The sequence below is a fragment of the Enterococcus gilvus ATCC BAA-350 genome (genome assembly GCF_000407545.1).
Taxonomy (GTDB): Bacteria; Bacillota; Bacilli; order Lactobacillales; family Enterococcaceae; genus Enterococcus_A; species Enterococcus_A gilvus.
In genome coordinates, this window is the sequence record NZ_ASWH01000001.1 from 2929761 (window position 1) to 2953031 (window position 23271).

Below are 23271 nucleotides of genomic sequence, written 5' to 3' on the forward strand. Positions count from 1 at the left end.
CGATCTTGATAGATTTTTTTGTTCAAAAAGCGGTCAAAACCTGTCGGCTCTGACCGCTGGAACGATTTTTTAAGCATGTTTCGTCTTGTCGTAATTTGATCCTTTCGGTGTTCCATGATCGTCCGAATTTGCCAGCTTTTTGATTGACGACCGAATCAGCATCGACGCCGCAAAGCCCACCAGCGCAAGCCCCGCGAAGATCCGTAACACCGCGGTATAGGAGTGGAACATTTCCGTGACTTTGCCCAAAAAGATCGGACCAAACATCCCCGCCGCTGCCCAAGCAGTCAGGATATAGCCATGGATCGCACCGACCTCCCTAGAACCGAAAACATCGCCGATATACGCCGGAACGATCGAAAATCCCGCCCCGTAGCAGGTCATCAATAGACAGATCAACGCTGCGAAAAGAAACGGCGAACGCACGACAGAAAGGCTTAGTAATACCGCAATATCAATAATGAAGAGAATCGTAAACACATTTTTCCGCCCGAGAACATCGGAGATCAACGCCCAGAACAATCGCCCGCAGCCATTGAAGACGCCCATTACGCCCACCATCGTTGCTGCCATACCGGCAGACATCCCGGTGATTTCCTGCGCCATCGGAGACGCTTCGGAGACCAAAGAGATGCCGCACGTGATATTCAAAAAGAGCATGAACCACAAGAGCCAAAAAGTCTTGGTCCGAATCGCTTGATTGGCGGTCAGTTGAATGCCTTTATATTGGATCGTTACTTCTTTTGTAGGATTCGGTGCCTCAAAGCCCTTTGGCGCCCAATCCGCCGCAGGCTTTTCTAAATAGCGAGAAGCCGTGAACATCACTAAGAAATACGCAACGCCTAAGATATAGAAGGTTTTAGCAACGCCGACATGCACCATGAGCTGCTGAGCGATCGGTCCTGTGATCATGGAGGCAAATCCAAAGCCCATGATCGCCAGTCCCGCGGCCAGCCCTTTTCTATCCGGGAACCAGCGGATCATCGTGGACACAGGTGTCACATACCCTGCCCCTAATCCAATCCTACCAATGATCCCATAGGTCAGATACAGCATCGGCAGCGAGTGGCTGGAAATGGCAAATCCTGTTGAAACGATGCCCAGTCCGAACAAAATCGATGCCACCGTGCCTGTTCTCTTAGGACCAAATTTTTCCACAAATTTCCCCATAAATGCCGCGGATATTCCTAAACAGAAAATAGCTAAACTAAATGCAAAAGAGATTGATGATTTGTCCCAACCAGTCAGCTCTTTGATTGGCTCTTTGAATACACTCCATGCGTATGCCGAACCGATAGACAGATGGATCGCCACACCGGATAGAGCGATCAGCCATCTATTTTTTTCCCTGCGCATTCTTTTCCCTCCTGATTTCAATCCATTTGTATGTGTGAGTGCCTGTGATAAAACAAATAACTTTTGTTCTGTCTTTTTCATCAAAAAAATAGTTTTTTCAAACACTCAATAATCACGAGTATACGCTCCCATTTTGTTAAATTCAATAAAAAAATTAATATAATCCGAATACATTCTTTCTTATTAAAAAAAGAATCGAACCCGCTCGTTTTATGTATTTTTCTCTTATTTTTAAATTCCCACTGTTTCCTTCTGCTTTTTTTCTAAAAAAAGGCGGATGAGAAATTTCCCCATCCGCCTTTTACTACTATTCATCAATCAATCGTCCATTTCAGCAAGTGATTTTTGATTTTCTCAAACAACTGCATCACTACTACCAATACCAGCACCATGAAGACAAAGCCGCCCCACATATTTTTATAAATACCTAGGCTTGAATACCGCTTGACGTAAAAGCCCAGACCGTATGTCGCTCCGTACATCTCAGCATAGACCAGCATCACGAAGGAGCTGCGAAGAGAATTGACAAACCCTGATAAAATCGATGGGCTGGCTGCGGGTAAAATGACTTTGAAAAATTTTTTAGCGCCGCGCAGCTCCAATGTTGCCGCATTATCCAGATAGCGTTTATCAATCGTCTGAATACCGGTGATCGTCGCAAAAAGCGTTGCCCAGACCGTCCCATACACGATCAGAACCACTGAGGCCCACCAAAAATCGGGCGCCAGCAGGACTACAAACGGTGAAAGCAGGATCGAAGGAACACAACTGAAGGCATAAATGATCGGGTGCAGAATCTCACGCAGCCGCGTGTTCATTCCCACAAGTACACCTAATCCCAATGCGATCACCAGCGTTATGGCGATCGAAGGGATCAGCAGCTTCAACGAGTACAGCAAGTTGAGTGCAGCATAATCACGGTCCTTGATAAAGGCTTCCCAAATATCTTCGACAGGCGGGAACATCAGCGCGTTGAACAATTTATTGTCCGAGATATATTTATAAAGAAAGACGAAGCCGACGCAAATCAAACAAGTGATCCAATATTTTTTTATAAATGTCCTTATTTTTTTCATTTCGTCTGTTCCTTTATCCGTCTATAAATTATTTTCTTCATAGAAGGTCACGGCATTTTTATAGAACTCTGGATCTTCATCGCTGTATTTTTCTACGGCATTGTCTAATGCTTCTTTGTAAAGGTCAGAATAAATGCGGTCTTCAAGCTTCACCTTTTTGTCTTCCTGATCGATCCCGCCAACTGCCTTCATGTATTTGTAGTTGTCCATAACCGTATTTTTCACGGTGTCTGGGTTGATCCGATAATGTTCATTCAACATATAGGCTTCCACGTATTCTTTGTCTGTTCCTAACTGCTCAGCCATCAAGTCCACACATTTTTCACGGTTTGCTTCAAAATAAGCTTGTGCACGAATCAGCGCTTCGTTCAGTAATTTCACCGTTTCTGGATTTTTCTTTACCCAAGAATCTCGTGCCACCATCCGACAGCATGAATAATTTGGCGTGATATCACTGCAATAGTCCACGATCTTGATGCCCTTCGTATTCTGTACTTGATACATTTTCCCTGTTCCGATGACCGCATAATCCAACTCACCCTTTTGGACTGCTGTAATCTCATCATCGTCGCTGATATCAACAAACTCGATCTCTTTTTCTAGATCATGCCCTTGTTCGTACAATTCATGGAGCGTCGCATAACGTGAGATCGTGTCGCCATATTTACTGCCTAATAATGATTCCGGCCCTTTCCAATCCGCATCTTCTGCCGCGATGATCGGCATTGACCCCGTCAGCATGAAACCGCCGATGATCGCCATATCATCCCCTGCTGCGATCATTTGTACCGGTGTCCAAGTGCCTGAATTCGAGGCTATATCTACTTGTCCTGTGGTAACTGCCTCCAACTGCCCTTCGTCTAAAGGAACTTCATCGATCGTCAATCCCACTTCTTTGAAATAGCCCTGATCCTTCGCAATGCTCACCAAAACATTCCCGCTGTTTCCTTGTGCCCAGGTAATCTTTTTGGATTCGCCTTTTTCTGATTTTGCTTCTTTTTTCGTGTCTTCTGTTTTACTCTTTGCGGAATTTCCGCCACAGGCACCCAGCCCTAAAACCAACGTAGACAGTGCCAACAAAGCAACCACTCTTTTTTTCATAATACTCTCCTTTATCGTCCATTTTTTCGTCATGCGTTTTAATCAACGTGTTTTTCGACGTCGCGATTGATATTTTTGATCAATGTATTTCGAAGCTTTAACACCTCTAAATTTTCAAATTGCGTGTCCCTTGTCGCTCGTTTTTCTTCCGGTATGCAGCATTCATAGATGATGTTGCTGGGCGATTGCCCTAAAACAACGATTCGATTTGCTAAAAGAAGCGCTTCATCCACATCATGCGTCACGAAAAAGACGGTTTTCTTCAGCTCTTCTTTTGACCATAGATCCAAAATCAAATCCTGCAGCCGTGCTCGAGTCACTGCATCCAAGGCACCAAAAGGCTCATCCATCAACAAAATCGGCGAATCGACACTTAAGGAGCGGGCGATCGCGCAACGCTGTTTCATTCCACCGGAAAGCTCTTTTGGCAATTTCTTATAAACCGACGAATCTAAGCCGACTTTTTCAAACATATCTAAAATAATCGTCTTCAATTCCTTTTTGTCCTTCTTCGGGTATTTCTGCTTCAATGCCAAAAAAATATTCTCTCCCGCAGTCATCCACGGAAATAGTCCATAGTCTTGAAAAACAACACCTCTTTCCAAGCTTGCACCTTTGATCGGTACAGAATCAATCGTAAGAGCTCCCGAAGTGGGTGTTTCCAGTCCAGCCAGCAACCGTAAAAACGTACTTTTTCCGCAGCCGGATTGTCCCAACAAACAAACAAATTCCCCCGAAGCAATCTCTAAATTGATGTCCTTCAAAATCAATCGGTCGGGCGCTTCTTTGTAAGCAAACGACAGATCGGTTACTTTTATTTGCTCCATGTAGCTCCTTTCTCAATCCAGAGGACCTTTTTCAAGAGAACTTTCTCCATGATCCCTCTGATCCGCCTAACACTTTTTCACCCAAAGTACCTATGATTTCAGAATTGAAAAAGCTTGTTCAAAATCAGCGATAATGTCTTCTTTATTTTCCAGCCCACAAGACAAACGAATCAAATTATCTTTGATTCCGGCAGCTTCTCGATCCTCTTTCGGCATATTGCCGTGAGTCATGCTGGCAGGATGCTGGACTAAGGTTTCCGGATCGCCGAGACTAACCGCGATAGAGGCCAGCTTCAACTGGTTTACCACTTTTTTACACGCGGTATAGCTGTCCATGCCGTCAATGTCTTCCTTCAATTCAAATGCCATGATGCCGCTGAACTGGTTATTCATTTGTGCCTTAGCCAGCTCATAGTGGGGGTGATTTTCCAGCCCAGGATAATAAACCTTTTCAACAAAAGGATTTTCTTCAAGATATTCAGCTACTGCCAACCCATTCTCGCAATGACGAGCCATCCGCAATTCCAGTGTCTGCATCCCGCGAATGACTAGGAAGGAATTGAATGGACTTGGGGTCGATCCGCAAAGCTTCGTTGCAGCATCTTTTCGAATCGGAGTGATGTCCGCTTCACTTCCGATCACAAAACCCGAGATGACATCGCCATGCCCATTGATATATTTTGTTCCGCTATGCACGACGATATCTGCCCCCAACTGTAAAGGGTATTGAATCGGTGGCGGTGCAAAGGTATTGTCTACAACCACCTTGATCTCATGCTGATGGGCCAACGCTGAAATCGCCTTGATGTCCGTCAATTCAAGCGTCGGATTGGTCGGTGTTTCAAAGTAGATCATTTTTGTATTCTCTTGAATAGCGGCTTCTACCGCAGCTAAGTCACTTGTATCCAAAAAAGTGGTCTTTACTCCAAATTTCGTCAGTGTATTTTTCAATACGAGGGAGGAACAACCGTAAATACATTCCCCGCTGATGACATGATCGCCAGCTTGTAAAAGCCCGACGAAAACTGAGCCGATCGCTCCCATACCTGAAGCTGTCGCCACACAGGCCTCGCCCCCCTCTAATGCCGCAAGCTTATTCTCCAACACTGCGTTTGTTGGATTTCCTCCACGGGAATAAGCATAGCCCGGAAGCGCCCCATCGAAAATTTGCGTTCCGGTCTCTACTGTCTCAAAACAAAACGTCGATGTTTGATAAATCGGTGTAGCCAATGAACCGTAGACTGGGTCTGGTTCTTGCCCAGCATGAATTGCTAACGTCCCAAATCCAACCTGCTTCAAATCAATCTTACTCATTTTTACCCTCCAACTTTTTTCAAATTTCATAGATACCTTGAACCCCTTTTATCAGAACGTTTAAACTACAAGCGTTATTTAACAGATAAAATTTTCCGCTTTTCGCCCACGACAAAAAGAGGCATACCTTTCAGTATGTCTCCTCATTTTTCAATCACAAATAGACCCACTAATTCCTGAAAAAAATGAGGTGAGAACGTCGTTTTATTCTGTTAACTGTCCTAGAAACTCTAAGATTTTGCGATTCTCACGCTCAGTAACGCTGTATAAACACATTCTCACCTCCTTGTGCATTCCAATTAAGTGAATTCCATCACTAGTATACCTTTAAGTGATAGCGTTTTCCATACTCTGTAGCAAATAATCTTATTTTATTGCATTATTACCTATTTATTGGAAAACTTTCCATTTTAGTACCCATAAAAAACTGCCAAACCGTCGTGGCTTGGCAGTCTTCCTTTATTAATTTTCTTCAGCGGTGCTTTATTTTTCTTTCTTTTGGACAGGGACGTAAAAGGAGACTTTCCCCACGCCTGAATATTCTTCCAGATTAAAGTTTCCGGCGACTTGATATGCGTCGCTTTGCATGACTTCCGCGTAACTATGACCAATCAGTCGATCCAGCTCTCCTTGATCGGTGTAGGTCAAGTCAAAACCGGCATAGGTCCCAGCCGGCAGCTCGAATTCTGAAGGACGCGTCTTTTCAGTATCACTATTTCCGATCAAATAGCATTGGTCCCCATTGATCACAGCATTCACTGCGTACAGGTCCCCTTCGATTTTTGACGCGTATTCCTCTTTTGCCCGCATCTTCTGTTTGCTCATTTCTATCAATTCATCCGGCGAATCCATCGAGTGCAGCGTTGTGATCCACCCGTGAATCGTCAGATCGTCTCTTTCAACTAGCTTCAACATCACTAAGCGCCTTCTTTCTTTTCATATAATTGACCAGCAACCCTTCGTTTCTCAAAGAAAACCAGAGAGTCATCCATTACAGGCTAAATATATGCCCCTTATTTCCCCAATGCAATAAAAACGCTTACTGACGTCTGTTCCTAACTTGATGATAGAATCCTCACTTCAAGTATACTAGAGCGCGTCGCTTTCATCGCTGCTTTTTTCCGCAAGGAATGTTTGACAGCCTGCTTTTTTGCAACAAATGGTTGTTTTCTTGCAACAAACGAAAAAAAGATTCTTTCTCCGCAAAAACCTTGCTATGCTAGGTTCATGAAAGAGAGACATACAGAAAACAAAAGGAGGAGAATGAGTGAACATCCACTTCACTTGGGTAAAAGAAAAAGCCGTAAATGAAATAGATATCTTCGCACATCCAGAAAACAAACAACAATTGCTTCAACTTGAAAAACAACTCCAGCAGGAAAAGGCGCTCATCGCCATCGATCCAAAAAACAATCGTTCCGTCAAACTGCCCATGAGTCAAGTCGTTGCCTTTGAAACGATGGGACACCTTGTACAGGTAACGTTGTGTGATCAGCGTACGTATCTTTTACAAAAACGACTCAAGGAATTGAGCGGACTCGAAAGTCTGAATTTTTACCGTATCAATAATTCGCAGATTTTAAACTTAACGACCGTTCAAGCGTTTCAACTAGGCGAGCACGCGCGCTTAGAGGTCCACACGAAAACAAATGCCGTGTATGTCGTCAGCCGCCACTATGCCAAAAAAATTAAGGAGAGACTCTCATGTACAAACAATTAAAAAATAATTTCTTTCAAGCTGCTTTCGGATCATTGGTTTGGGTCACACTGCTTTGCTCGTTCACCGATCTTTTTTCCCAGGTCGCCTTTAGCTACTTCTGGCATCTGATCGCCATCAGCCTAATCATCGGCTCGGTATTCGGCATACTGTATCCTTATTTGTGGAGCTACGCGACCTTGAAAGCACCTCTTATGATCCTGATATGTACAGTGATCAATACGTTGTGCGGATTTGCTTGTGTGTATTTATATTCCCCTCAAATGTTTGAGCTGGTTCGCCCCTTCTTCTTTGCAGTATTGCTGTTGACGTTGGTTTTACACATCCTAATGTTCTATTTTTATTCCAAGTACGAGAATAAAAAAATGGCCATGACATTGAATCGCTTGCATCATTAAAAAAAAATCCCCGGCTTGAACCCAAGCTGGGGATTTCTTGCTCTTTAAAACGTGACGACTTTGTCTGCCCATTCCACCATTTCGACACAATCGACCATTGTTGAGATCGGACAAGACGTTTGTTCTTCTAACTGCCGAGAGTTTAAACACGTCCCGCAGGCCAGCAATTCGCCCCCTTGCTCCGTCAGCTTCTTCATTTGCGCAGGCACATCGTACGCCTCATCCTCGATACTTTCGACTTCTACCGCTTCCCCCATCAAGAAAAATTTCACGTGATGCCCTTTGTTTAAGGCGGCTACTCCAAACCGAAACGCGTTCCACGCTTTCTCATGTTCCTTTGTCTCCAAAATGATCGCTACGTTCATTTTATTCCCTCCTTCGTCTGCTTGCTGGTTCCTCTCTTAAAGTATAGCGGTTTCACAAATCAAAGACAATCGCCGCAAAGACGCGTCGTCTCCTCGCTAAAAAAAAGACACCCGCCGATTTAGGAGGATGTCTTGAGGCGTCACAAAATTATTTTTCAAAATTGATCAACTTATTATTTGTTACATCTTCTTGCATTTTTCCTTGCGCAAGGATATTTACTCGAGTTTGTAACTCTTCATACATAGAAAGAACCGATTGGCGAGATTCATTGACTTCTTCAGAGATTTCTTTGGCTTGCTCATTGATCGTCGCCAATTCATTTTTGGCTTCTTCAATGATCCGATACGCTTCCATCTTTGATTTTTCAACCATCCGATTGGCTTGTTTCCGAGCGGTGATCAAGACCTCCCCGATTTCTTGTTGGGTCGAAGTCGCCTCTTGCTTCAGCTCCGCATTTTCCGCAGCTAATCCAGCCATTTTTTCCCGCAGCTCTGCTAATTCCTTTTCATAGCGCTCATTGGCTGCCTGTTCTTCCGACATTTGATCGATCGCTTGATCCTTTTCGACGATTACTTTGTCCAGTTGAGAATATTGTTCATCCTTTTCATTGATCTCAACTAGCAATTCGTTGATCTGCGCTTCTAGCTGATGGATTTTTTCCAGACGTTGGACTTCTTCGTCTTTTTGCTGAGCAATCAAGGCCTGATGCTCTTCATGGATCTCTTGCAGTTCCTGTTCGACGGTCGCCAGATGGGCAACAGAATTTCTTAATTTCTCGTTTTCTTCCTGCACTTGCTCTAATTGCTGCTTCAAGTTGTCTAATTCCTGTGTCTCTTTCAGACGCTGGACTTCTTGCCGTGCACGCTGGACTTCGGCTTCCAGGTCTTGAATCTGCCGCCGATTTTGGGCTTTTTCCTCGCCCATTCGTAAAACAGATTGCCGATAGTTTTCATTTTCTTTTGTCAGCTGCTGTGTTTGTGCCGCCGACTCTTTTTTGTACTTTTGCAGCACCTGCTCTTTTTCAAAAATCAATCGCTTCAATTCTTTGATCTCTTCTGCTTGCCTTTCCGGCGACTCAGGAACGGTGTTGTCAGAGACCATTTTTAATGTCGGCGCAGGTTTTGCTTGTAAGTGCGCTTGTGAGTGCGCTTGGGCCTGCGGCTGGACATGGGTCGGTGTGTCAGTTTCCACTTTCTCTTCAGGAACGGAATTGATCTCATCGATAATGTTTTTATTGAAAAACCATCCGTTCTTTTTTTGCTGTGCTACCATCTTTTTCCCTTCTTTCCGTTAGTCTTCTTGGATCATCGCAAATTTATCTTCTCCATTCTCACGAGAGAAAGTGCAGCTATAATCTTGCGTTTGTTTCTCCCCATCCCTTACATTCAGTTGGAACGTGATTTGTGTCAGATTCGATACCCCCTCTGCTTCAGCAGCAAAGGCCTTGATATTTTCTTTGATCTGTTTCCGATTGGCTTCGCTGGTCAAATCGCCAGCCAAAGCAATGTTCAACGTTTGAGTCGGTATATCTAAGACGATCAGTGTCGTCGGTAAACCAAAGTAAGGACTGAGTTTATTCGAAAGGTCGCTTTCCATCGTGTATTGCGTCTCGCGACTTTCTTCGGAGAACAATTCCTTCCAAGAATAGTCTTGTAAGCCGATGCCCTCTGGCGGGTACTCTTTGACCGGTAGTTTATTGACCAATTTTTTTTGTTCCTTTTTCATCAATTGTAACTCATCCTTCAACAGACTGTTCTGCTCGTTTAATGCATAGAGCTGCTCCTGTGTTTGGGAGGTCTTATAGGTGGTCAAAAGTATCCCCAGTGCTAAACAGAAGGTAATGAACAGCAGCGACGATACGTGTTTGGCTTGCTGGATCTGCTTGACGTAATCCAGCTTTCGCTGAAATGTCACCGAAGCATCTCTTGGCGGTTTGATCATCTGCAGCCGGACATTGATAATCATTCGAAATCCCCACACGAGGAGTGCTAGAATGATAAGTCCAATGCAGATCCAATTAATGATCATCACGTGTTTTCCCCTTTTCTATTCGTTATTCGGACGAGCAAGATGGATCGCTGGAAAGCGAAATTGGACGGTCCCTTCGATGGCTTTTCGATGGACAAATCCAAAAGTCCGACTGTCTTTAGAAACATCCACATGATCACCGATCACAAAATAGACCTCTTCTGGAATGGTGTTGAGTGTTTGAAATTCCTCCGCCACCGTTGGTGAAAGCTGATACGTGTAGGTCGTTTCAAAATCTCCCTGCTCTCCCAGGTCCAACACCATTCGTTCATTTCGTATAAAGATCTTGTCGCCAGGCAGCCCAATCACGCGTTTGACAAACATGCCCTCTTCATTTCGGACAGAAAATGCAACGATGTCGTAGCGCTGGATCAGCGTCTTCTTTTTTACGAGAACCTGATCCTTTTCAGTCAATGTCGGTGTCATGGACGTTCCTGAGATCGTGTGGACGCTGTAATGCTTTTGCACTTGTCCTCTCACTACAAGCAGCAGCGTTACAGACAGGAGAACTAGGACCACCACCGTCAAAAGCTTGTTTCTCCTGTCATTTGGCGAATCTTCTGCGTGTCCATAGTGCGTATTTGCCACGAGTGATGGCACCCCTTTATTTTGCTTTGATATACGTAACTAAATCTGATTTCGCTAAATTCGCATCAATGACGCGATAAGAAATGACTGTTCCCCCATAAACATTGCCTTCCGAGATCAAGATCCCCTCCGGCTTGACTGCTTCAACAAACGCCACGTGTCCGTAACGAGGGTCTGAGCCTGCGGTGCCTGGTGTAAAGGAGATCAACCAGCCGGCTTTCGGTTCGCGACTGACTTCATACCCCAGAGCTTTTCCTTTTGCTCCCCATTCTCCGCCGTTGCCCATGAAATCATCCACGCTCTTGCCTAGCTGCTTCACCCGATTAAAGGCATACCAAGTACATTGGCCGACTGGATAAGAGCCCGACGTGTTGTAATTTACGCCATTATAATCTGGATAACGCATCAGAGAACGGTATTCTGCTGGGATTTCTGCTTTTCCTTTAATGAAGACGCCGGAGGATTGATCCACCTTCGGACGGTCATATTGCGTCAAATGGTACACAGCAATGATCGAATTCAGCTTTCTATTATAAGAAGTATCGGTAGCGTAGGTGCCCGTCAAGGCTTGGGTCGACCGCAAATAATTCTTTGCCGTAGAGCGCCAGGTCTTTTGGTAATAGCCGTCATTTCCAGAGATCCCGCCCCGCAGCAACTGCACATAATCCCCTAATGAGGCTGCATAATTCGGGTATTTTCGGAACGCCGAATTGATCGAATAGAGCGCGCCATTTCCGCGGTCTTCTTGCGTCGCCATCGAAACGGCTTGTCCTTGGTAGGTACCTTTGATCCCAAAGAGATTGTGATTCGGCGGCAAGGACAGTCCGCTAGTCCCCGAACTGCTCTCTAACAAGGCTTGCGCGATCATCACGGACGCAAAAACATCGTATTCCTGTCCCAGCTTGCGAGCGTCTTCTGCGACCTTTGAAATAAAGGTCTTCGCCCCTTCATTTTCAGTAAAATTGTGGGACGCCGGATACTCTTTCAAGATCGTCTGACCATATTCTGTCAGCGTCACGTCTGGCAAAGGCTGAACGAATAGCTCGTCTTCCATCGACATCGGCTGAAGAACGACCTGCCGCTGCTTTTCTTTTTTATCGGTTTTCTTTTCTTTTTCCTTATTCTCTGCGTTCGATTTCGCTGTTTCCGTTGGTTCGGCAGAGGCCTCCACGTCGACATCTTCGACAGTCAAGTAATACTCTTTGCCGATAGACACGCCCACTACTTTTAGCTGGTCTTTTTTCTTTTGATAGAGCAGACTGCCGGCGCTGATCTCATCCTTCATCTTCACAGGTGTTCCTGCGGTCTCGATCGCGAAAAGGTCTTGGTAGAGAGTAGCCGCCAATTGTTCAGCAGTGAATTCTGCGGTCTGCTCTTTCCCTAGCTTTTTGATCCCGTCGTAGATCAAGGCTGCTTGCGCTTTATTCTCAATGCTCGAAAGCAGCGGCAATTCATAGCCCTTCAGATCTGACTGTGCCACTTCCGACGTCTTCAGATCACTCGGCAGCTGCAAAGTGCTAGTCTCCGAGAATGCGTCAGGTGTCTCTTGAGTGATCGCCGGGCTCGTCTGAACATTCGGCTCGCTTGGTGCAGGCGGTGCTTGCACCTGCTGCGGCGGTACATCACTAGGTGTTGGCGGACTAGGTTGCGGATCTTCCTGACTAGCGCTTGGCGTCGTAGAAGACGGGGGCGTTCCCGTACCACTTGACCAACCGCCGCTTGTGCTACTGCTCGTACTCGGCGTCCCCGTACCGGCACTTGACGTCGAGGGTTGTTCTGTCGACGGCGTTGTGCTGCTCGTAGTCGATGTTTGAGGTTGGCTGGTCGTAGTGCTGGTACTGCTCTCGCTTGCCGAGCTGCCAACACTTGAACTTTCTTTACTCGTACTTTCACTTGATGGTTGTTCGACCGTGCTGCTTTCCGGTGTTGCCTCCTCCGCAGGTTCCTTCGGCGGCACCGTCTCTTCCGCCGGCTGCTCGACCGGCACTTCTGGCACCGCAGCAGACTCCGCTGCGGGGGGCTCTGGTGCAGGATTTTCCGGCGCTGGCGCAGGTTCTGGTGCCGGCGCTTCTGATGGCGGCTCCGGTGCTGGAACGGCTGGCGCTGGCGCTTCCACAGGTGCAGCGACCGAACTTTCTGGCACAGTCGTCTCAACAATGGCGGATTCTTGAAGCAGTTCGTCTGCTTTCAATGCTCCGCTGCGCAGGCTGGCAACTCCCCAACAAACTACTGCTGCCCCGCAAATGACCATAACAATCTTTTTCATGAATAACTTCCCCTTCTTTCCTTCTTGAATCCCTAAAGCCTCTCTCTAGCTGTTGAAGACGATCAGTGAACTGAAAAAAATCAAGGATGCTGACACCAATCCGCATCCTTGATTCCTTCTTCGATAATGATGCATCCCATCCATTACTTAAAAGTCCTTCAATGAGTGCTGATCATTCCCCACCGTTCATTCCTAACAGTGTAAGCTTAACCTGAACGTCCTCTTAGTTCTCTGACTTGCGGCATTTTCCCATCTATCAAGGAGAATGCGAAGAAACAGAGTCACTGATCGAGTCCCCCTCACCCTTCAGCATGCTGTCACTATTAAAATTACAATGAACGGATTTCTTATGTAGGTTTGTTTTATAAACTTCTATGCTGCTTGGTTCTGGAAAAAATAGGCCGCAGTCCTTTCCCGCGACACGACCAGAAAGAACTAAAAATACCTTCATTGTACATACGAGTGGTTACACATATATTCTACCCGCATTCCCAAAGAATGTCTCAGCCATTTTTGCAATATAAAATTTAATTTTTGGGTAAAAACATCCGCAACTCAAGAGTGTATCCGCTTTCAACTTTACCGTAGCTTTACTCTTTAATCCTCGAAAACAGTCAAAATATCCAATAAAAAATAAATTCTTTTTTTTGCTCTTTTTATTCATTTTTTGGGTTATTCCTCAAGCAATATGTGTCTCGTCCATTTCAAAACGTTGCACCCGCAACGTTTTTCTTTTATACTGTTAGATGCTTGTTTTAATCAGAACGTATCAAGGAGGAAAAATAGATGGATTCTTTTGTAAAGATGGTCAATCGTATCTCACGGTTGTCCGCTCTTTATCGCGAAAAGGAGTTTAAAAAAATAGGCTTAGGCGAAATGCATCATGCTTATATTTTGACGGTCTGCGGAGAGCCGGGCATTTCTCAGGAGGAGCTGGCCTGCAAGATTTTTATCAACAAAAGCAACGTCGCCCGTCAAGTCGCTCAATTGGAACAAAAAGGATTCATCCTTCGACAAAGCTGCGCCCGTGACGCACGCAAGCTGCGGCTTTTCCCAACCGAAAAAGCCGTGGCGTTGGCACCTAAAATTCGGGCGATCTTAGCCGATTGGAACCAACTGTTGCTAGACGAACTCTCGGTAGAACAGCAAGAAGCCGTATTGACGGGATTGCAGACGATCATGGAGAAGGCCGAAGCAGAAATGTGCAAAAAGGAGGAATGACGAAGAACAATGAACTTGATTTTGAACTATTTAAAACCCTATCGCACCCGTGTCACCTTGGGTGTGATCATTAAATTTCTAGGAACTATGATGGAATTGGTCCTGCCATGGAATCTGGCCTATATTTTAGACCATGTCATTCCAGAAAAAGAGCCGAAGAAGATCCTTTTTTGGGGCGGTGTCATGTTGGCAGCCTCTGCCTTCGCTTTATGGGCGAACATCCTCGCCAATCGCATGGTCTCACGGGTCGCAAAGGATACGACCGAACATCTTCGCGGCGATCTTTTTCAAAAAATCACCTACTTAGATACGACACAAGTCGAAGAAGTCGGGGTCTCCTCATTAGTTTCACGTGTAACATCTGACACTTATAATATTCATTTGACCCTCGGTGTCATGATGCGGATGGGGATTCGTGCACCGATTTTGTTAGTCGGCGGTATCTTGATCACTACCACGCTAGACCCGATCTTAACGCTAGTATTGGTCGCTGTGATGCCCATTATTTTTGTGATGGTGACACACATTTCTAAAAAAGGCGTGCCGCTTTTCGGCAAGCTGCAAAAACAGGTCGATCAGCTCGTTTTATCGGTGCGTGAAAATGTGACCGGGTCTCGTGTCATCAAGGCATTATCTAAAGAAGCGTATGAACGGCAGCGTTTTGAAACGATCAATCAATCGTTAGTGACGGCTGAAACAACGGCAAATGTCACGTTGGCCGCTTCCCCTGCCCTGCTGGATCTATTCTTGAACTTGGGCCTGACTCTCGTGATCGTCGTTAGTGCCTACCGAGTGAATGCTGGATTGACGCAACCGGGGGTCATCGTCGCCTTCTTGACCTACTTCACGATTATTTTGAATGCGATGCTGTCCATCACGCGGATCTTCGTTTTGTATTCTCGCGGACTCGCTTCTGCCAACCGTATCAAAGAAGTCTTGCGGAAGAAGCCCACCATCGTACCCGGTACCTTGGAACAGCGAAACGCCGCGGATACCACCTTGGTTTTTGAAGAGGTGACCTTTGCTTACCCAGATGGCGGCCCTGCGATCGAAAAAATCAGCTTCCAAGTCAATCCTGGGGAAACCTTAGGAATCATGGGTGCGACAGGCAGCGGAAAAACAACGATTGCCAGCCTGATCTTGCGTTTGTACGATCGAACGTCGGGACAGATCCTCTTGGATGGGCAAGAGATCAAGCATTATTCTCTGGATGCCCTCCATCAAAAAATCGGCGCAGTTTTGCAAAAGGATGTCCTCTTTGCGGATACGATCCGAGAAAACATTTTATTTGGTCGGTCTTTTTCAGAAGAAGAACTCCAGCAGGCGATCGATGATGCGCAGGCACGTGAATTTATTGATAAATTACCTGACGGACTGGATCACCATTTGGAAGCCAAAGGACAAAATCTCAGCGGCGGGCAAAAACAACGGGTACTGCTGGCTCGTGCATTGATCGGGCAGCCGGACTTGTTGATCTTAGACGACTCCTCCAGCGCATTGGATTACCATACCGATGCCAATCTGCGGAAAGCTTTGCGGACCCATTTCGTTTCAACAACGAAAATCCTGATCGCTCAACGGGTCAGCTCGATCCAACACGCGGATAAGATTTTGTTATTAAGCAAAGGAAAAATGATCGGCTATGGGACTCATGAGGAGCTCTTGGCTGAAAATGCGACGTATCAAGAAATCTACCAAGGACAGACAGGAGGGCAAGCCATTGAAGACTAAGGATTCACGCAGAGGCACACTGCTCCGTTTGTGGGGCTACCTGTATCAATTCAAATGGCTGTTGGTTTTGGCTGTCATTTTAACGATCGCCAGCAATCTTTTCGCCTTGGTCGGACCCCTGCTGTCTGGGTACGCCATTGACGCGATCCAGATCGGCAAAGGCCGCGTCGCCTTTGACAAAGTGTTCTACTATTGTAGTTTGATGGTCGGCTTTTACGTTGCCTCAGCGATCCTGAGCTACGGCATCAGCCGCTTGATGATCTATTTGAGCCAAAAAATCGCCTTTCGTCTGCGAAAGGATCTATTTGAAAAAATCGTTTCTTTGCCTGTCGGCTATTTCGATCAGCACCAGACGGGAGATATCGTCAGCCGCATGAGCTACGACATCGATACGATCAATACGTCACTAGCCAGTGACTCGGTCCAAGTGCTCAGCAGTTTAGTGACGATCATCGGTTCCTTCGTCATGATGCTGGTGATCTCGCCCCTGATGGTGACGATCTTCCTTGTGACGGTGCCCGCTTCGATTCTGTTGACGCGCTTTTTAACCAAAAAATTCCAGCCGTTATTCCGAAAACGTTCCGCCGAACTGGGGGAATTGAATGGACTGACTGAAGAGCTGTTGTCTGGTGAACAAACCACCAAAGTCTACCACCAGGAAGAGACAATGATCGCTCGCTTCGGCAAGAAAAACGAAGAAGCCATGTCCGCCTATTACAATGCCGAATACTACGGCAGTATGACGGGGCCTTCCGTCAACTTCATCAATAACGTTTCCTTGTCATTGATCAGTATCTTAGGTGCCTTCCTGTTTCTCTTTGGACACCTGACGTTAGGAAAATTGTCTTCCTTCGTGTTGTATTCACGGAAATTCTCTGGACCGATCAATGAGCTGGCAAACATCTTCAGCGACCTGCAATCCTCGATCGCCGCAGCCGAACGAATCTTCAAGCTGTTAGACGAAGAACCGGAAGTGCAAGATGTGCCCCACGCCCATGTGTTCCAAAAAGCCCGCAGAGAGGTCCGTTTCGACCATGTCTCCTTCGGCTATCAAGCGAATCAACCCGTGATCAACGACCTGTCCTTTGCTGTTTCAGCCGGCAGCGTCGTCGCGATCGTCGGACCAACAGGCGCTGGAAAAACGACGATCGTGAATTTGCTGATGCGCTTTTATGATCCCGACAGCGGCGCCATTTATTTAGATGGTCAGAACATCAAAGAAGCGACCCGCAGCAGCCTACGGAAGCAATACGCGATGGTCTTGCAGGATACGTGGCTCTTCACCGGAACGATTTTTGAGAATCTGACCTATGGAAACGACGACGCCACGATGGCGGATGTCCTCCAAGCAACCAAAGCCGCCCACATCCACGACTTTATCATGCAATTGCCAAAAGGCTACGATACGGTGATGACCGAGGATGGCTTGGCGATCTCTCAAGGGCAAAAGCAGCTATTAACGATCGCTCGGGCGATGCTTTTAAATGCCGAGCTGCTGATTTTAGATGAGGCAACCTCAAATGTCGATACGCAAACCGAATTGCAGATTCAAGAAGCCATGGGCAAGCTGATGATCGATAAGACTTCCTTCATCATCGCCCATCGCCTCTCCACGATTCGCGAAGCCGACCTAATCTTAGTGGTCAACGACGGCAATATCGTTGAACAAGGCACTCACGAAGAACTATTAGCCAAGCAAGGCCGCTATTACCAACTGCATCAAGCACAATTTGAACATTAAAAAAGAGGAGCCACGCGACCGTTATCCCTTCGCGTGGCTCCTCTTTTTTTAGCTCTTTAACATATTTTCAACCATTTCTTTTCCAAGAAACGTTTTTCCCCTAATTCATCCACGGACATTCCCTCAGCGGATAGCCGTTTCACCATGACCGTCAGATCCTCGCCAACTTGGATCACATGCTTATCTGGATCATAGAAGCACGCCACTCGCTGCCCCCAAGGCATCGTTGCGACGTCTCGTAAAAAATCCAGCTCCTCGCCGCTGATCCGTTCAAGAAATCCGTCAAAGTCCTTCGTCTCAAAATAAAATTCCACCGTGTTGCTCTGATAGTTGAATATCTCTTGGCCACAGCCAGTGAAACGTATCCAAGATTCTTCCGTTTGCAGCGACAAGCCGCCGTTGAAGGTCACATTCTCACCAAAATCCGATACGATCGCTACCTCAAGAATCTTTCGATAGAAGGCCTTTGACCGCTCCATATCCTTCACTACCAGCATTGGTCCCCGATAGTCCATAGCATTCCTCCATCCTATTTGAAGCGTTTACATTTTCATTTACTATATCATAAAAAAGATGATTTTTGGAAAGAAGTCACGATTGGCTCCTTATTTTTTATAATAAGAAACATCAACTTCAAACAAAAAAACCTGCAGTCTCTCGACTACAGGTCTCATACTTTTACGTTATGTTGCTTCGCTGTACTCCAGCGTTTTTCCGGTCATTTCTTCGTAATCTGTGACCATGATTTCCCATGCCTTTGCGATTTCTTCATCTAAGCCGAAGAGTCCGCTGCGGCCGACGATGTAAATGTCCGGCCCGGCTGCATCGATGCGCTTAAAGGATTTTCGATTGGAGGAGCCGTCCATCTCGATCACATAGCCGTACCCTTTTTCTTCTCGTAATTCCCGTAATGCAACGATCTTGTCTAAAGTGCTTTCGATGAAGCGTTGTCCCGCGAAGCCGGGATCGATCGTCATGATGGTGATCTTATCCACCAATTCAATATAAGGGAAGATCGCTTCGATCGGTGTCTCAGGATTCAAGACGATCCCTGCTTTTAGGCCGGCGTCATGGATTTGATCGATCAAGCGGAATGCCAAGCCGTCTAAGACTTCTGCGTGCATGCAGATCCACTCACACTGTAAGTCGATGAGCTGCTGCACCCAAAAGCTCGGATCTGTCACCATCAAATGGGCAGACATCGGCAGCGTCGTGATCTTCCGCAGTTCTTCGATGAACCATGGCGACAATGTGATGTTCGGGACATAATGACCGTCCATGATATCGATGTGGTAGGAATCCACATGATCGTTCAGAAAGGTAATTTGCTCTTTAAATTTATCTAAGTCCATCGTCATTAATGATGGAGAGAATTCTACTTTTTTCATGGGTCACACTCTTTCCGTTTAAAAGATTTGGATGTCTTCTAAATTAATGTCTTCTTCTTCTTTTTCAACGTGCATCGTCGCGTCTTCTTCCGTGACGTTTTTCTTGATCACTGCCAACACGACAGCCGTGACTACCACATTGACTAAGATCGCAATCACCCCTGCCCATGGCCGAGACATCGTGGGGATCATCAGCACCCCGCCGAATGGCACCGTCGCATCTGCGCCTAAGATCATCGTTGTCGCGCCTCCGGCAAAACCGCCGATCGCTGTTGCTGCAACGCCGCGCACAAGGTCGTTCATGACTAATGGGATGACTCCTTCAACGATATTGATGACACCCATCGGTACCGCTGATTTCAATGTTTCTACTTCTAATTTGGTGTAGATGTTTTTGCCGAACAATTTTGCGATAAAGAACGCCAGCCCAAAGCCGATCGGTGTCGCTGTGTTGACCAGCTGTAATGCCGTGATAGGACCATTCAGACCTTCAGCCTGCATCGTCAATACGAAGGCAAAAACTGTTTTGTTGATCGGACCGCCGTAATCGATACCGCTCAATAATCCGATCACACCTCCGAAGACTAATAGGGATGAGTTGCCCAATCCATCTAAGAAGTTTGTCAATAATGCGGTCAAGGCTGCGATCGGTGCGCCAATGATGTACACCATGATCAAGCCGCCGATGATCGAAGTTAAGAAGGGGATCACCAATGTCGGCATCAAGCCCTTGGCCCAGTTTGGTAATTTTACATATTTTAAAATAGCTACAACTAAATAACCGGCTAAGTACCCGCCTAAAATGCCGCCGATGAAGCCTGCGCCGATCGCGTTTGCCGTCAACCCAACGATAAAGCCGGGAGCGATCCCTGGCTTGCCACCGATCGAATACGAGATCCCCGTCGCAATAACAACCGGTAATAAGCCTAAGCCTTTACCACCCATCGTCGCTAAGGCATCCCAAATTGAAAATTGCCCTTGCACCAATGCATCCTGGCTTGATCCGCCAAACGCCATCCCGATCGCGATCAAGAACCCTGCCCCGCAGACGATCGGAATCAAGTAAGAGATTGCTGTCAATAAATGCCCTTTAAGGTTTAACTCTTTGATTTTTTTCATTTTTCTTCCTCCATTAAGCGAATGCTTCTACAACATCTTCCGGTTTTTTCGCCTGCAGCAAATTACCGACGACCTCATCGTTTCCAAGCTTTCTGGCAAAAAGCGACAATAATTTCAAATGCTTGGTCGCCCCCTCATTGTCGTTTCCGACAGCAAAAAGAATGATGCCCTTCACGCCTTTACCGTCCAGGCTTTCCCATGGGATCTCCTCTTGATTGATGCCGATAGCGACGCCGACTTTATTGACGTAGGCGCTTTTACCGTGAGGGATCGCGATGTAATTGCCTATGCCCGTTTGGCCCTCCGCTTCTCGTACATAAATGTCTTTGATAAATCCTTCTACTTCTGAAATGTAGCCATTGTCCCTCAATTGCGTCGCCAAATCATTCAATGCTTCGTCTTTGGTTTTGGCGGCCATATTGGTTTTGACGATCGCTACGTCTACAATATCCTTTACTTCCATCTGAACTCCTCCTAGATCTTTTGGGCAACGACTTCCTGCGCTTTTTCAATCAATTTGTTGGGTGATTTTACAGCGATCTCTGTCGGTACTTGGATGATTCGTTTGCCTTCAAAGCGTTCTCTTCCAGAAATTTTTACGTCCACTGCTAGGATCACGATGTCCGCTTGATCGATCTCTTCTTGCGTCAAGGCGTTTTCGATCCCGATCGTTCCTTGTGTTTCTACTTTCATTTCACAGCCCGCTTTTTTTGCGGCGTTTTCTAATTTTTCTTGGGCGATATACGTATGGGCGATCCCCACTGTACACGCGGCTACTCCGACGATTTTCATTTATTGTTCCTCCTAATGGTTGTCTTCTAATAGTTGGTTAAAACGTGTGTCACTTTCAACAGTTAGTAATGCTTCCAAAAAATCCTCATCTGCTAATCGCCGGGTAAACTGCGCGATCTGCTTTTTGATTTCTTGGCTTTCCTGACTTTTCAGTAAGATCGTCACGACGAGCTGGACCTCAGGGGTCTCTTCGTCTAAATCTACAGGTGCTGCCAAACGGATCAGCAGGACTTGGCTTTGCTTGATCTTCGGACTTTCCAAATGCGGCAGGATCACGTGCTCCGCGATCATGGTATTGCCGACTTTTTCCCGCTGTTGTAATAAATCGATCAACGCATCGGCTTCCTCTGGATTGGCAAACATTGCGATGAAGCGTTGAAGTTGTGCTTTATTCGTCAGCTCTTGGTTTAAAAACACATGAAATAGCTTATCGTTCATCATAGATCGCCTCGATTTTCTTTTGCAGTCGGTTTTGATCGTCTCGAGTGAACATCGCGCTGACCAACAAGGATGGGATCGGGATCGTATCGCTGACACTGACCGTCGTTAAAATCAAATCAATGCCCGGATATTTTTCCGTAAAGCGTTTCGCATCTCTTGAGGCAATCACGTCTACGATCTCCAGCTCAGGAAACTTCTTCTCGATCTTGACTCGTAAAAGCTCGGAAGTCCCTACCCCTGTCGTACACATGATCACGGTGCGGATCGGCAACTGATTGGTCTCGATGATCCGAGCAAAATACAAGGTGATGAAGCCGTTCTCATCTTCATTGATTGGCGGCAGCTCGAAACGCTGACTGACTTCTTGCGAGACACACGTAACGTCTGAATAAATCGTTTCATACGTCATTTTGATCTGATCCAGCAAACTATTTTTTACATGAATCCCGTGTTCCAACCGGTTGATCATCGGCTTGATGTGGTTTGCCAGATCAAGAAAGATCGAATCCCCTTTAATAGGAATATTCAGCCGTTGCCCCATGCCCTTCAAATAGGTATTCGTGATATCCACGACGCGTGAAGAAAACTTCGTTACTTTGCTCAAGGACCCCTGCATCCGAGAAGAGGTCAAATATTGATACAGGTAATACACCTCTGATTCCGGCAAACTGCTGTGGAGGTAATTCTCCACATTCCCGATCGCTGCCTTAGCCACCTGGTAAAGCGCGGTGTCCTGCTGCAATCCTTCTTGTTCCTTTTTAGAAAGCGGACTCATTTCACCGTTCGGCAGTTTGTGGACCTTCCGCAGTCGGCTGATCAAAATATACAAATGGGAAAAAATATTGACGTTGTAAGGATACGGGATCGTCAGCTGTAATTGCTTTTCGATCACCTTTAACTGGTCCAAGATAAACAGCACATCGTAATTGTTGAAATTCAATTCCGAATTGTTTTTCAACTCGTCGATCTCAATAATGTTGTGCATCTGAATCAAATCAGCGATGGCACGACGGAGATTGGCTTCTTCTCCCAAAACTGCTAATGTCCGCTGTTTTCGTTCTAATTTCAACCGATAGCTTTGCAGATGCTCTGCGATAAGCTGCTCATCACTGAAGATGACTGACTCGCCGACATAATATTCTTCAAACAGGTCATAGACATTTTTCGCGTTAGGCGATGAGAGCAGCAGCTCCTCCATCACACGGTTTCTGCGTTCCTGTGGAGAGTATTGGCTGCGCTGGCTGGGTTGATAATTGGTTTGATTGATGTATTTTTCGTAGTCTAATTTGTAGCCTCGCCCCTTTTCTGACTGGATCAGGCCCTCGCCCTGTGTTTCATTTATTTTTTTGACCAGGCGATAAATCGTTTTTTGCGAAGTTCCTAGGTGCTCCGCCAATTCATCGGACGTGATATAGTCATGTCGTTTCGTTAGAAGTAGTAACAGCCTTTGTTCACGATTATTCTTTGCTCCCATGGCTATCGACCTCCCCTTCTTGTTTTTATCATAACGCGTCAGAAAGAAAACGCTTCACTTGGTTTTGACCGTTGCAACGGACAAAAAAGAAAGCTCCTCGACTTATTATAGTCAGGAACTGTTCAGAATGTATAAGGATTTGGCTAACTTCTAGGATTTATACAGGACGATCCTCCAGAAAAAAATAGGCAGCCTCTTCACTAAAACTGCGAACACATAAACTATAGAACAAAAAAACCGTCAGACAGAAACCTCTATCTGACGGTTTTTCGATTGAAATCGAGCCGCATTTATTCAGTTAGATCGTTCAAAATACAGCCATTGGTG

23 protein-coding genes are annotated in these 23271 nt (G+C 46.0%); 5 read left to right on the forward strand and 18 right to left on the reverse strand.

Features of this window, described 5'->3' with window-relative positions:
• Positions 1-69 precede the first annotated feature (69 nt).
• From I592_RS14540 to I592_RS14565, 6 genes are all read right to left on the reverse strand, one after another.
• Positions 70-1356, reverse strand: a complete 1287-nt coding sequence (locus I592_RS14540) for an L-lactate MFS transporter (protein ID WP_010779457.1) — start codon at positions 1354-1356, stop codon at positions 70-72.
• Positions 1357-1670: 314 nt separating this feature from the next.
• Entirely contained in the window at positions 1671-2432 is a 762-nt protein-coding gene (locus tag I592_RS14545; protein ID WP_010779456.1) for an ABC transporter permease, read from the reverse strand.
• A 21-nt stretch (positions 2433-2453) separates the two neighbouring features.
• Positions 2454-3533, reverse strand: coding sequence for an ABC transporter substrate-binding protein (locus I592_RS14550; RefSeq protein ID WP_010779455.1), 1080 nt, complete (start codon positions 3531-3533; stop codon positions 2454-2456).
• A gap of 38 nt (positions 3534-3571) precedes the next feature.
• Positions 3572-4360, reverse strand: a complete 789-nt coding sequence (locus I592_RS14555; RefSeq protein WP_010779454.1) for an ABC transporter ATP-binding protein — start codon at positions 4358-4360, stop codon at positions 3572-3574.
• Positions 4361-4450: 90 nt separating this feature from the next.
• Positions 4451-5674, reverse strand: coding sequence for a trans-sulfuration enzyme family protein (locus tag I592_RS14560; protein ID WP_010779453.1), 1224 nt, complete (start codon positions 5672-5674; stop codon positions 4451-4453).
• A gap of 483 nt (positions 5675-6157) precedes the next feature.
• Positions 6158-6589, reverse strand: coding sequence for an effector binding domain-containing protein (locus tag I592_RS14565; RefSeq protein WP_010779452.1), 432 nt, complete (start codon positions 6587-6589; stop codon positions 6158-6160).
• Between the two features lie 352 nt (positions 6590-6941).
• On the opposite strand from I592_RS14565, the gene I592_RS14570 reads away from it, so the two are divergent.
• Positions 6942-7394: a LytTR family DNA-binding domain-containing protein gene (locus I592_RS14570; protein ID WP_010779451.1), complete on the forward strand. Its 453-nt coding sequence runs from the start codon at positions 6942-6944 to the stop codon at positions 7392-7394.
• Positions 7379-7789, forward strand: coding sequence for a hypothetical protein (locus I592_RS14575; protein ID WP_010779450.1), 411 nt, complete (start codon positions 7379-7381; stop codon positions 7787-7789). The genes I592_RS14570 and I592_RS14575 overlap by 16 nt, the downstream gene beginning before the upstream one ends.
• Before the next feature lie 44 nt (positions 7790-7833).
• Here I592_RS14575 and I592_RS14580 read toward each other — a convergent pair whose 3' ends face one another.
• The 5 genes from I592_RS14580 to I592_RS14600 all read right to left on the reverse strand — a co-directional run bounded on the left by I592_RS14580 (position 7834) and on the right by I592_RS14600 (position 13037).
• On the reverse strand, positions 7834-8154 hold the full coding sequence (locus I592_RS14580; protein WP_010779449.1) for a DsrE/DsrF/TusD sulfur relay family protein: 321 nt from the start codon (positions 8152-8154) through the stop codon (positions 7834-7836).
• 148 nt (positions 8155-8302) lie between these two features.
• Positions 8303-9427 (reverse strand): coiled-coil domain-containing protein, encoded by a 1125-nt coding sequence (locus I592_RS14585; protein WP_010779448.1) that lies wholly within the window; start codon positions 9425-9427, stop codon positions 8303-8305.
• Positions 9428-9445: 18 nt separating this feature from the next.
• Positions 9446-10186 (reverse strand): hypothetical protein, encoded by a 741-nt coding sequence (locus I592_RS14590; protein ID WP_044926337.1) that lies wholly within the window; start codon positions 10184-10186, stop codon positions 9446-9448.
• 15 nt (positions 10187-10201) lie between these two features.
• Positions 10202-10771 carry a signal peptidase I gene (lepB, locus tag I592_RS14595; RefSeq protein WP_044926339.1) on the reverse strand — a complete coding sequence of 190 codons (570 nt, stop codon included), beginning with the start codon at positions 10769-10771 and terminating at the stop codon, positions 10202-10204.
• Positions 10772-10787: 16 nt separating this feature from the next.
• A complete protein-coding gene (locus I592_RS14600; protein ID WP_010779445.1) occupies positions 10788-13037 on the reverse strand; it encodes a glucosaminidase domain-containing protein in 2250 nt (749 codons plus the stop codon).
• A 786-nt stretch (positions 13038-13823) separates the two neighbouring features.
• Between I592_RS14600 and I592_RS14610 the strand changes: the two genes are divergently transcribed.
• From I592_RS14610 to I592_RS14620, 3 genes are read left to right on the forward strand one after another with little or no spacing between them, the layout of a single operon-like run.
• On the forward strand, positions 13824-14258 hold the full coding sequence (locus I592_RS14610; protein ID WP_010779443.1) for a MarR family winged helix-turn-helix transcriptional regulator: 435 nt from the start codon (positions 13824-13826) through the stop codon (positions 14256-14258).
• 9 nt (positions 14259-14267) lie between these two features.
• On the forward strand, positions 14268-15989 hold the full coding sequence (locus I592_RS14615; protein WP_010779442.1) for an ABC transporter ATP-binding protein: 1722 nt from the start codon (positions 14268-14270) through the stop codon (positions 15987-15989).
• The gene (locus tag I592_RS14620) at positions 15931-17730 is read left to right on the forward strand and encodes an ABC transporter ATP-binding protein (protein ID WP_174293639.1); all 1800 of its coding nucleotides are present in this window, start codon (positions 15931-15933) and stop codon (positions 17728-17730) included. The genes I592_RS14615 and I592_RS14620 overlap by 59 nt, the downstream gene beginning before the upstream one ends.
• Before the next feature lie 56 nt (positions 17731-17786).
• Here I592_RS14620 and I592_RS14625 read toward each other — a convergent pair whose 3' ends face one another.
• From I592_RS14625 to I592_RS14655, 7 genes are all read right to left on the reverse strand, one after another.
• Positions 17787-18245: a VOC family protein gene (locus I592_RS14625; RefSeq protein ID WP_010779440.1), complete on the reverse strand. Its 459-nt coding sequence runs from the start codon at positions 18243-18245 to the stop codon at positions 17787-17789.
• Positions 18246-18413: 168 nt separating this feature from the next.
• Positions 18414-19118, reverse strand: a complete 705-nt coding sequence (gene alsE / locus I592_RS14630) for a D-allulose 6-phosphate 3-epimerase (protein ID WP_010779439.1) — start codon at positions 19116-19118, stop codon at positions 18414-18416.
• 18 nt (positions 19119-19136) lie between these two features.
• Entirely contained in the window at positions 19137-20237 is a 1101-nt protein-coding gene (locus I592_RS14635) for a PTS fructose transporter subunit IIC (RefSeq protein ID WP_010779438.1), read from the reverse strand.
• Positions 20238-20250: 13 nt separating this feature from the next.
• Positions 20251-20700, reverse strand: a complete 450-nt coding sequence (locus tag I592_RS14640; protein ID WP_010779437.1) for a fructose PTS transporter subunit IIA — start codon at positions 20698-20700, stop codon at positions 20251-20253.
• A gap of 11 nt (positions 20701-20711) precedes the next feature.
• The gene (locus tag I592_RS14645) at positions 20712-21029 is read right to left on the reverse strand and encodes a PTS fructose transporter subunit IIB (protein WP_010779436.1); all 318 of its coding nucleotides are present in this window, start codon (positions 21027-21029) and stop codon (positions 20712-20714) included.
• Between the two features lie 12 nt (positions 21030-21041).
• Complete coding sequence (locus I592_RS14650; RefSeq protein ID WP_010779435.1) at positions 21042-21470, reverse strand: PTS sugar transporter subunit IIA; 429 nt, start codon at positions 21468-21470, stop codon at positions 21042-21044.
• Entirely contained in the window at positions 21457-22944 is a 1488-nt protein-coding gene (locus tag I592_RS14655) for a BglG family transcription antiterminator (RefSeq protein ID WP_010779434.1), read from the reverse strand. The genes I592_RS14650 and I592_RS14655 overlap by 14 nt, the downstream gene beginning before the upstream one ends.
• Positions 22945-23271: the final 327 nt, after the last annotated feature.

What these genes read in the sequence shown, in the direction of transcription:
- I592_RS14600 (WP_010779445.1), bottom strand. Translation starts at nt 13,037, where the DNA reads ATGAAAAAGATTGTTATGGTCATTTGCGGGGCAGCAGTAGTTTGTTGG.
- I592_RS14610 (WP_010779443.1), top strand. Translation starts at nt 13,824, where the DNA reads ATGGATTCTTTTGTAAAGATGGTCAATCGTATCTCACGGTTGTCCGCT.
- I592_RS14620 (WP_174293639.1), top strand. Translation starts at nt 15,931, where the DNA reads ATGCGACGTATCAAGAAATCTACCAAGGACAGACAGGAGGGCAAGCCA.
- I592_RS14635 (WP_010779438.1), bottom strand. Translation starts at nt 20,237, where the DNA reads ATGAAAAAAATCAAAGAGTTAAACCTTAAAGGGCATTTATTGACAGCA.
- I592_RS14580 (WP_010779449.1), bottom strand. Translation starts at nt 8,154, where the DNA reads ATGAACGTAGCGATCATTTTGGAGACAAAGGAACATGAGAAAGCGTGG.
- I592_RS14625 (WP_010779440.1), bottom strand. Translation starts at nt 18,245, where the DNA reads ATGGACTATCGGGGACCAATGCTGGTAGTGAAGGATATGGAGCGGTCA.
- I592_RS14540 (WP_010779457.1), bottom strand. Translation starts at nt 1,356, where the DNA reads ATGCGCAGGGAAAAAAATAGATGGCTGATCGCTCTATCCGGTGTGGCG.
- alsE (WP_010779439.1), bottom strand. Translation starts at nt 19,118, where the DNA reads ATGAAAAAAGTAGAATTCTCTCCATCATTAATGACGATGGACTTAGAT.
- I592_RS14655 (WP_010779434.1), bottom strand. Translation starts at nt 22,944, where the DNA reads ATGGGAGCAAAGAATAATCGTGAACAAAGGCTGTTACTACTTCTAACG.
- I592_RS14585 (WP_010779448.1), bottom strand. Translation starts at nt 9,427, where the DNA reads ATGGTAGCACAGCAAAAAAAGAACGGATGGTTTTTCAATAAAAACATT.
- I592_RS14550 (WP_010779455.1), bottom strand. Translation starts at nt 3,533, where the DNA reads ATGAAAAAAAGAGTGGTTGCTTTGTTGGCACTGTCTACGTTGGTTTTA.
- I592_RS14650 (WP_010779435.1), bottom strand. Translation starts at nt 21,470, where the DNA reads ATGATGAACGATAAGCTATTTCATGTGTTTTTAAACCAAGAGCTGACG.
- I592_RS14545 (WP_010779456.1), bottom strand. Translation starts at nt 2,432, where the DNA reads ATGAAAAAAATAAGGACATTTATAAAAAAATATTGGATCACTTGTTTG.
- I592_RS14615 (WP_010779442.1), top strand. Translation starts at nt 14,268, where the DNA reads ATGAACTTGATTTTGAACTATTTAAAACCCTATCGCACCCGTGTCACC.
- I592_RS14640 (WP_010779437.1), bottom strand. Translation starts at nt 20,700, where the DNA reads ATGGAAGTAAAGGATATTGTAGACGTAGCGATCGTCAAAACCAATATG.
- I592_RS14555 (WP_010779454.1), bottom strand. Translation starts at nt 4,360, where the DNA reads ATGGAGCAAATAAAAGTAACCGATCTGTCGTTTGCTTACAAAGAAGCG.
- I592_RS14560 (WP_010779453.1), bottom strand. Translation starts at nt 5,674, where the DNA reads ATGAGTAAGATTGATTTGAAGCAGGTTGGATTTGGGACGTTAGCAATT.
- I592_RS14575 (WP_010779450.1), top strand. Translation starts at nt 7,379, where the DNA reads ATGTACAAACAATTAAAAAATAATTTCTTTCAAGCTGCTTTCGGATCA.
- I592_RS14565 (WP_010779452.1), bottom strand. Translation starts at nt 6,589, where the DNA reads ATGTTGAAGCTAGTTGAAAGAGACGATCTGACGATTCACGGGTGGATC.
- I592_RS14645 (WP_010779436.1), bottom strand. Translation starts at nt 21,029, where the DNA reads ATGAAAATCGTCGGAGTAGCCGCGTGTACAGTGGGGATCGCCCATACG.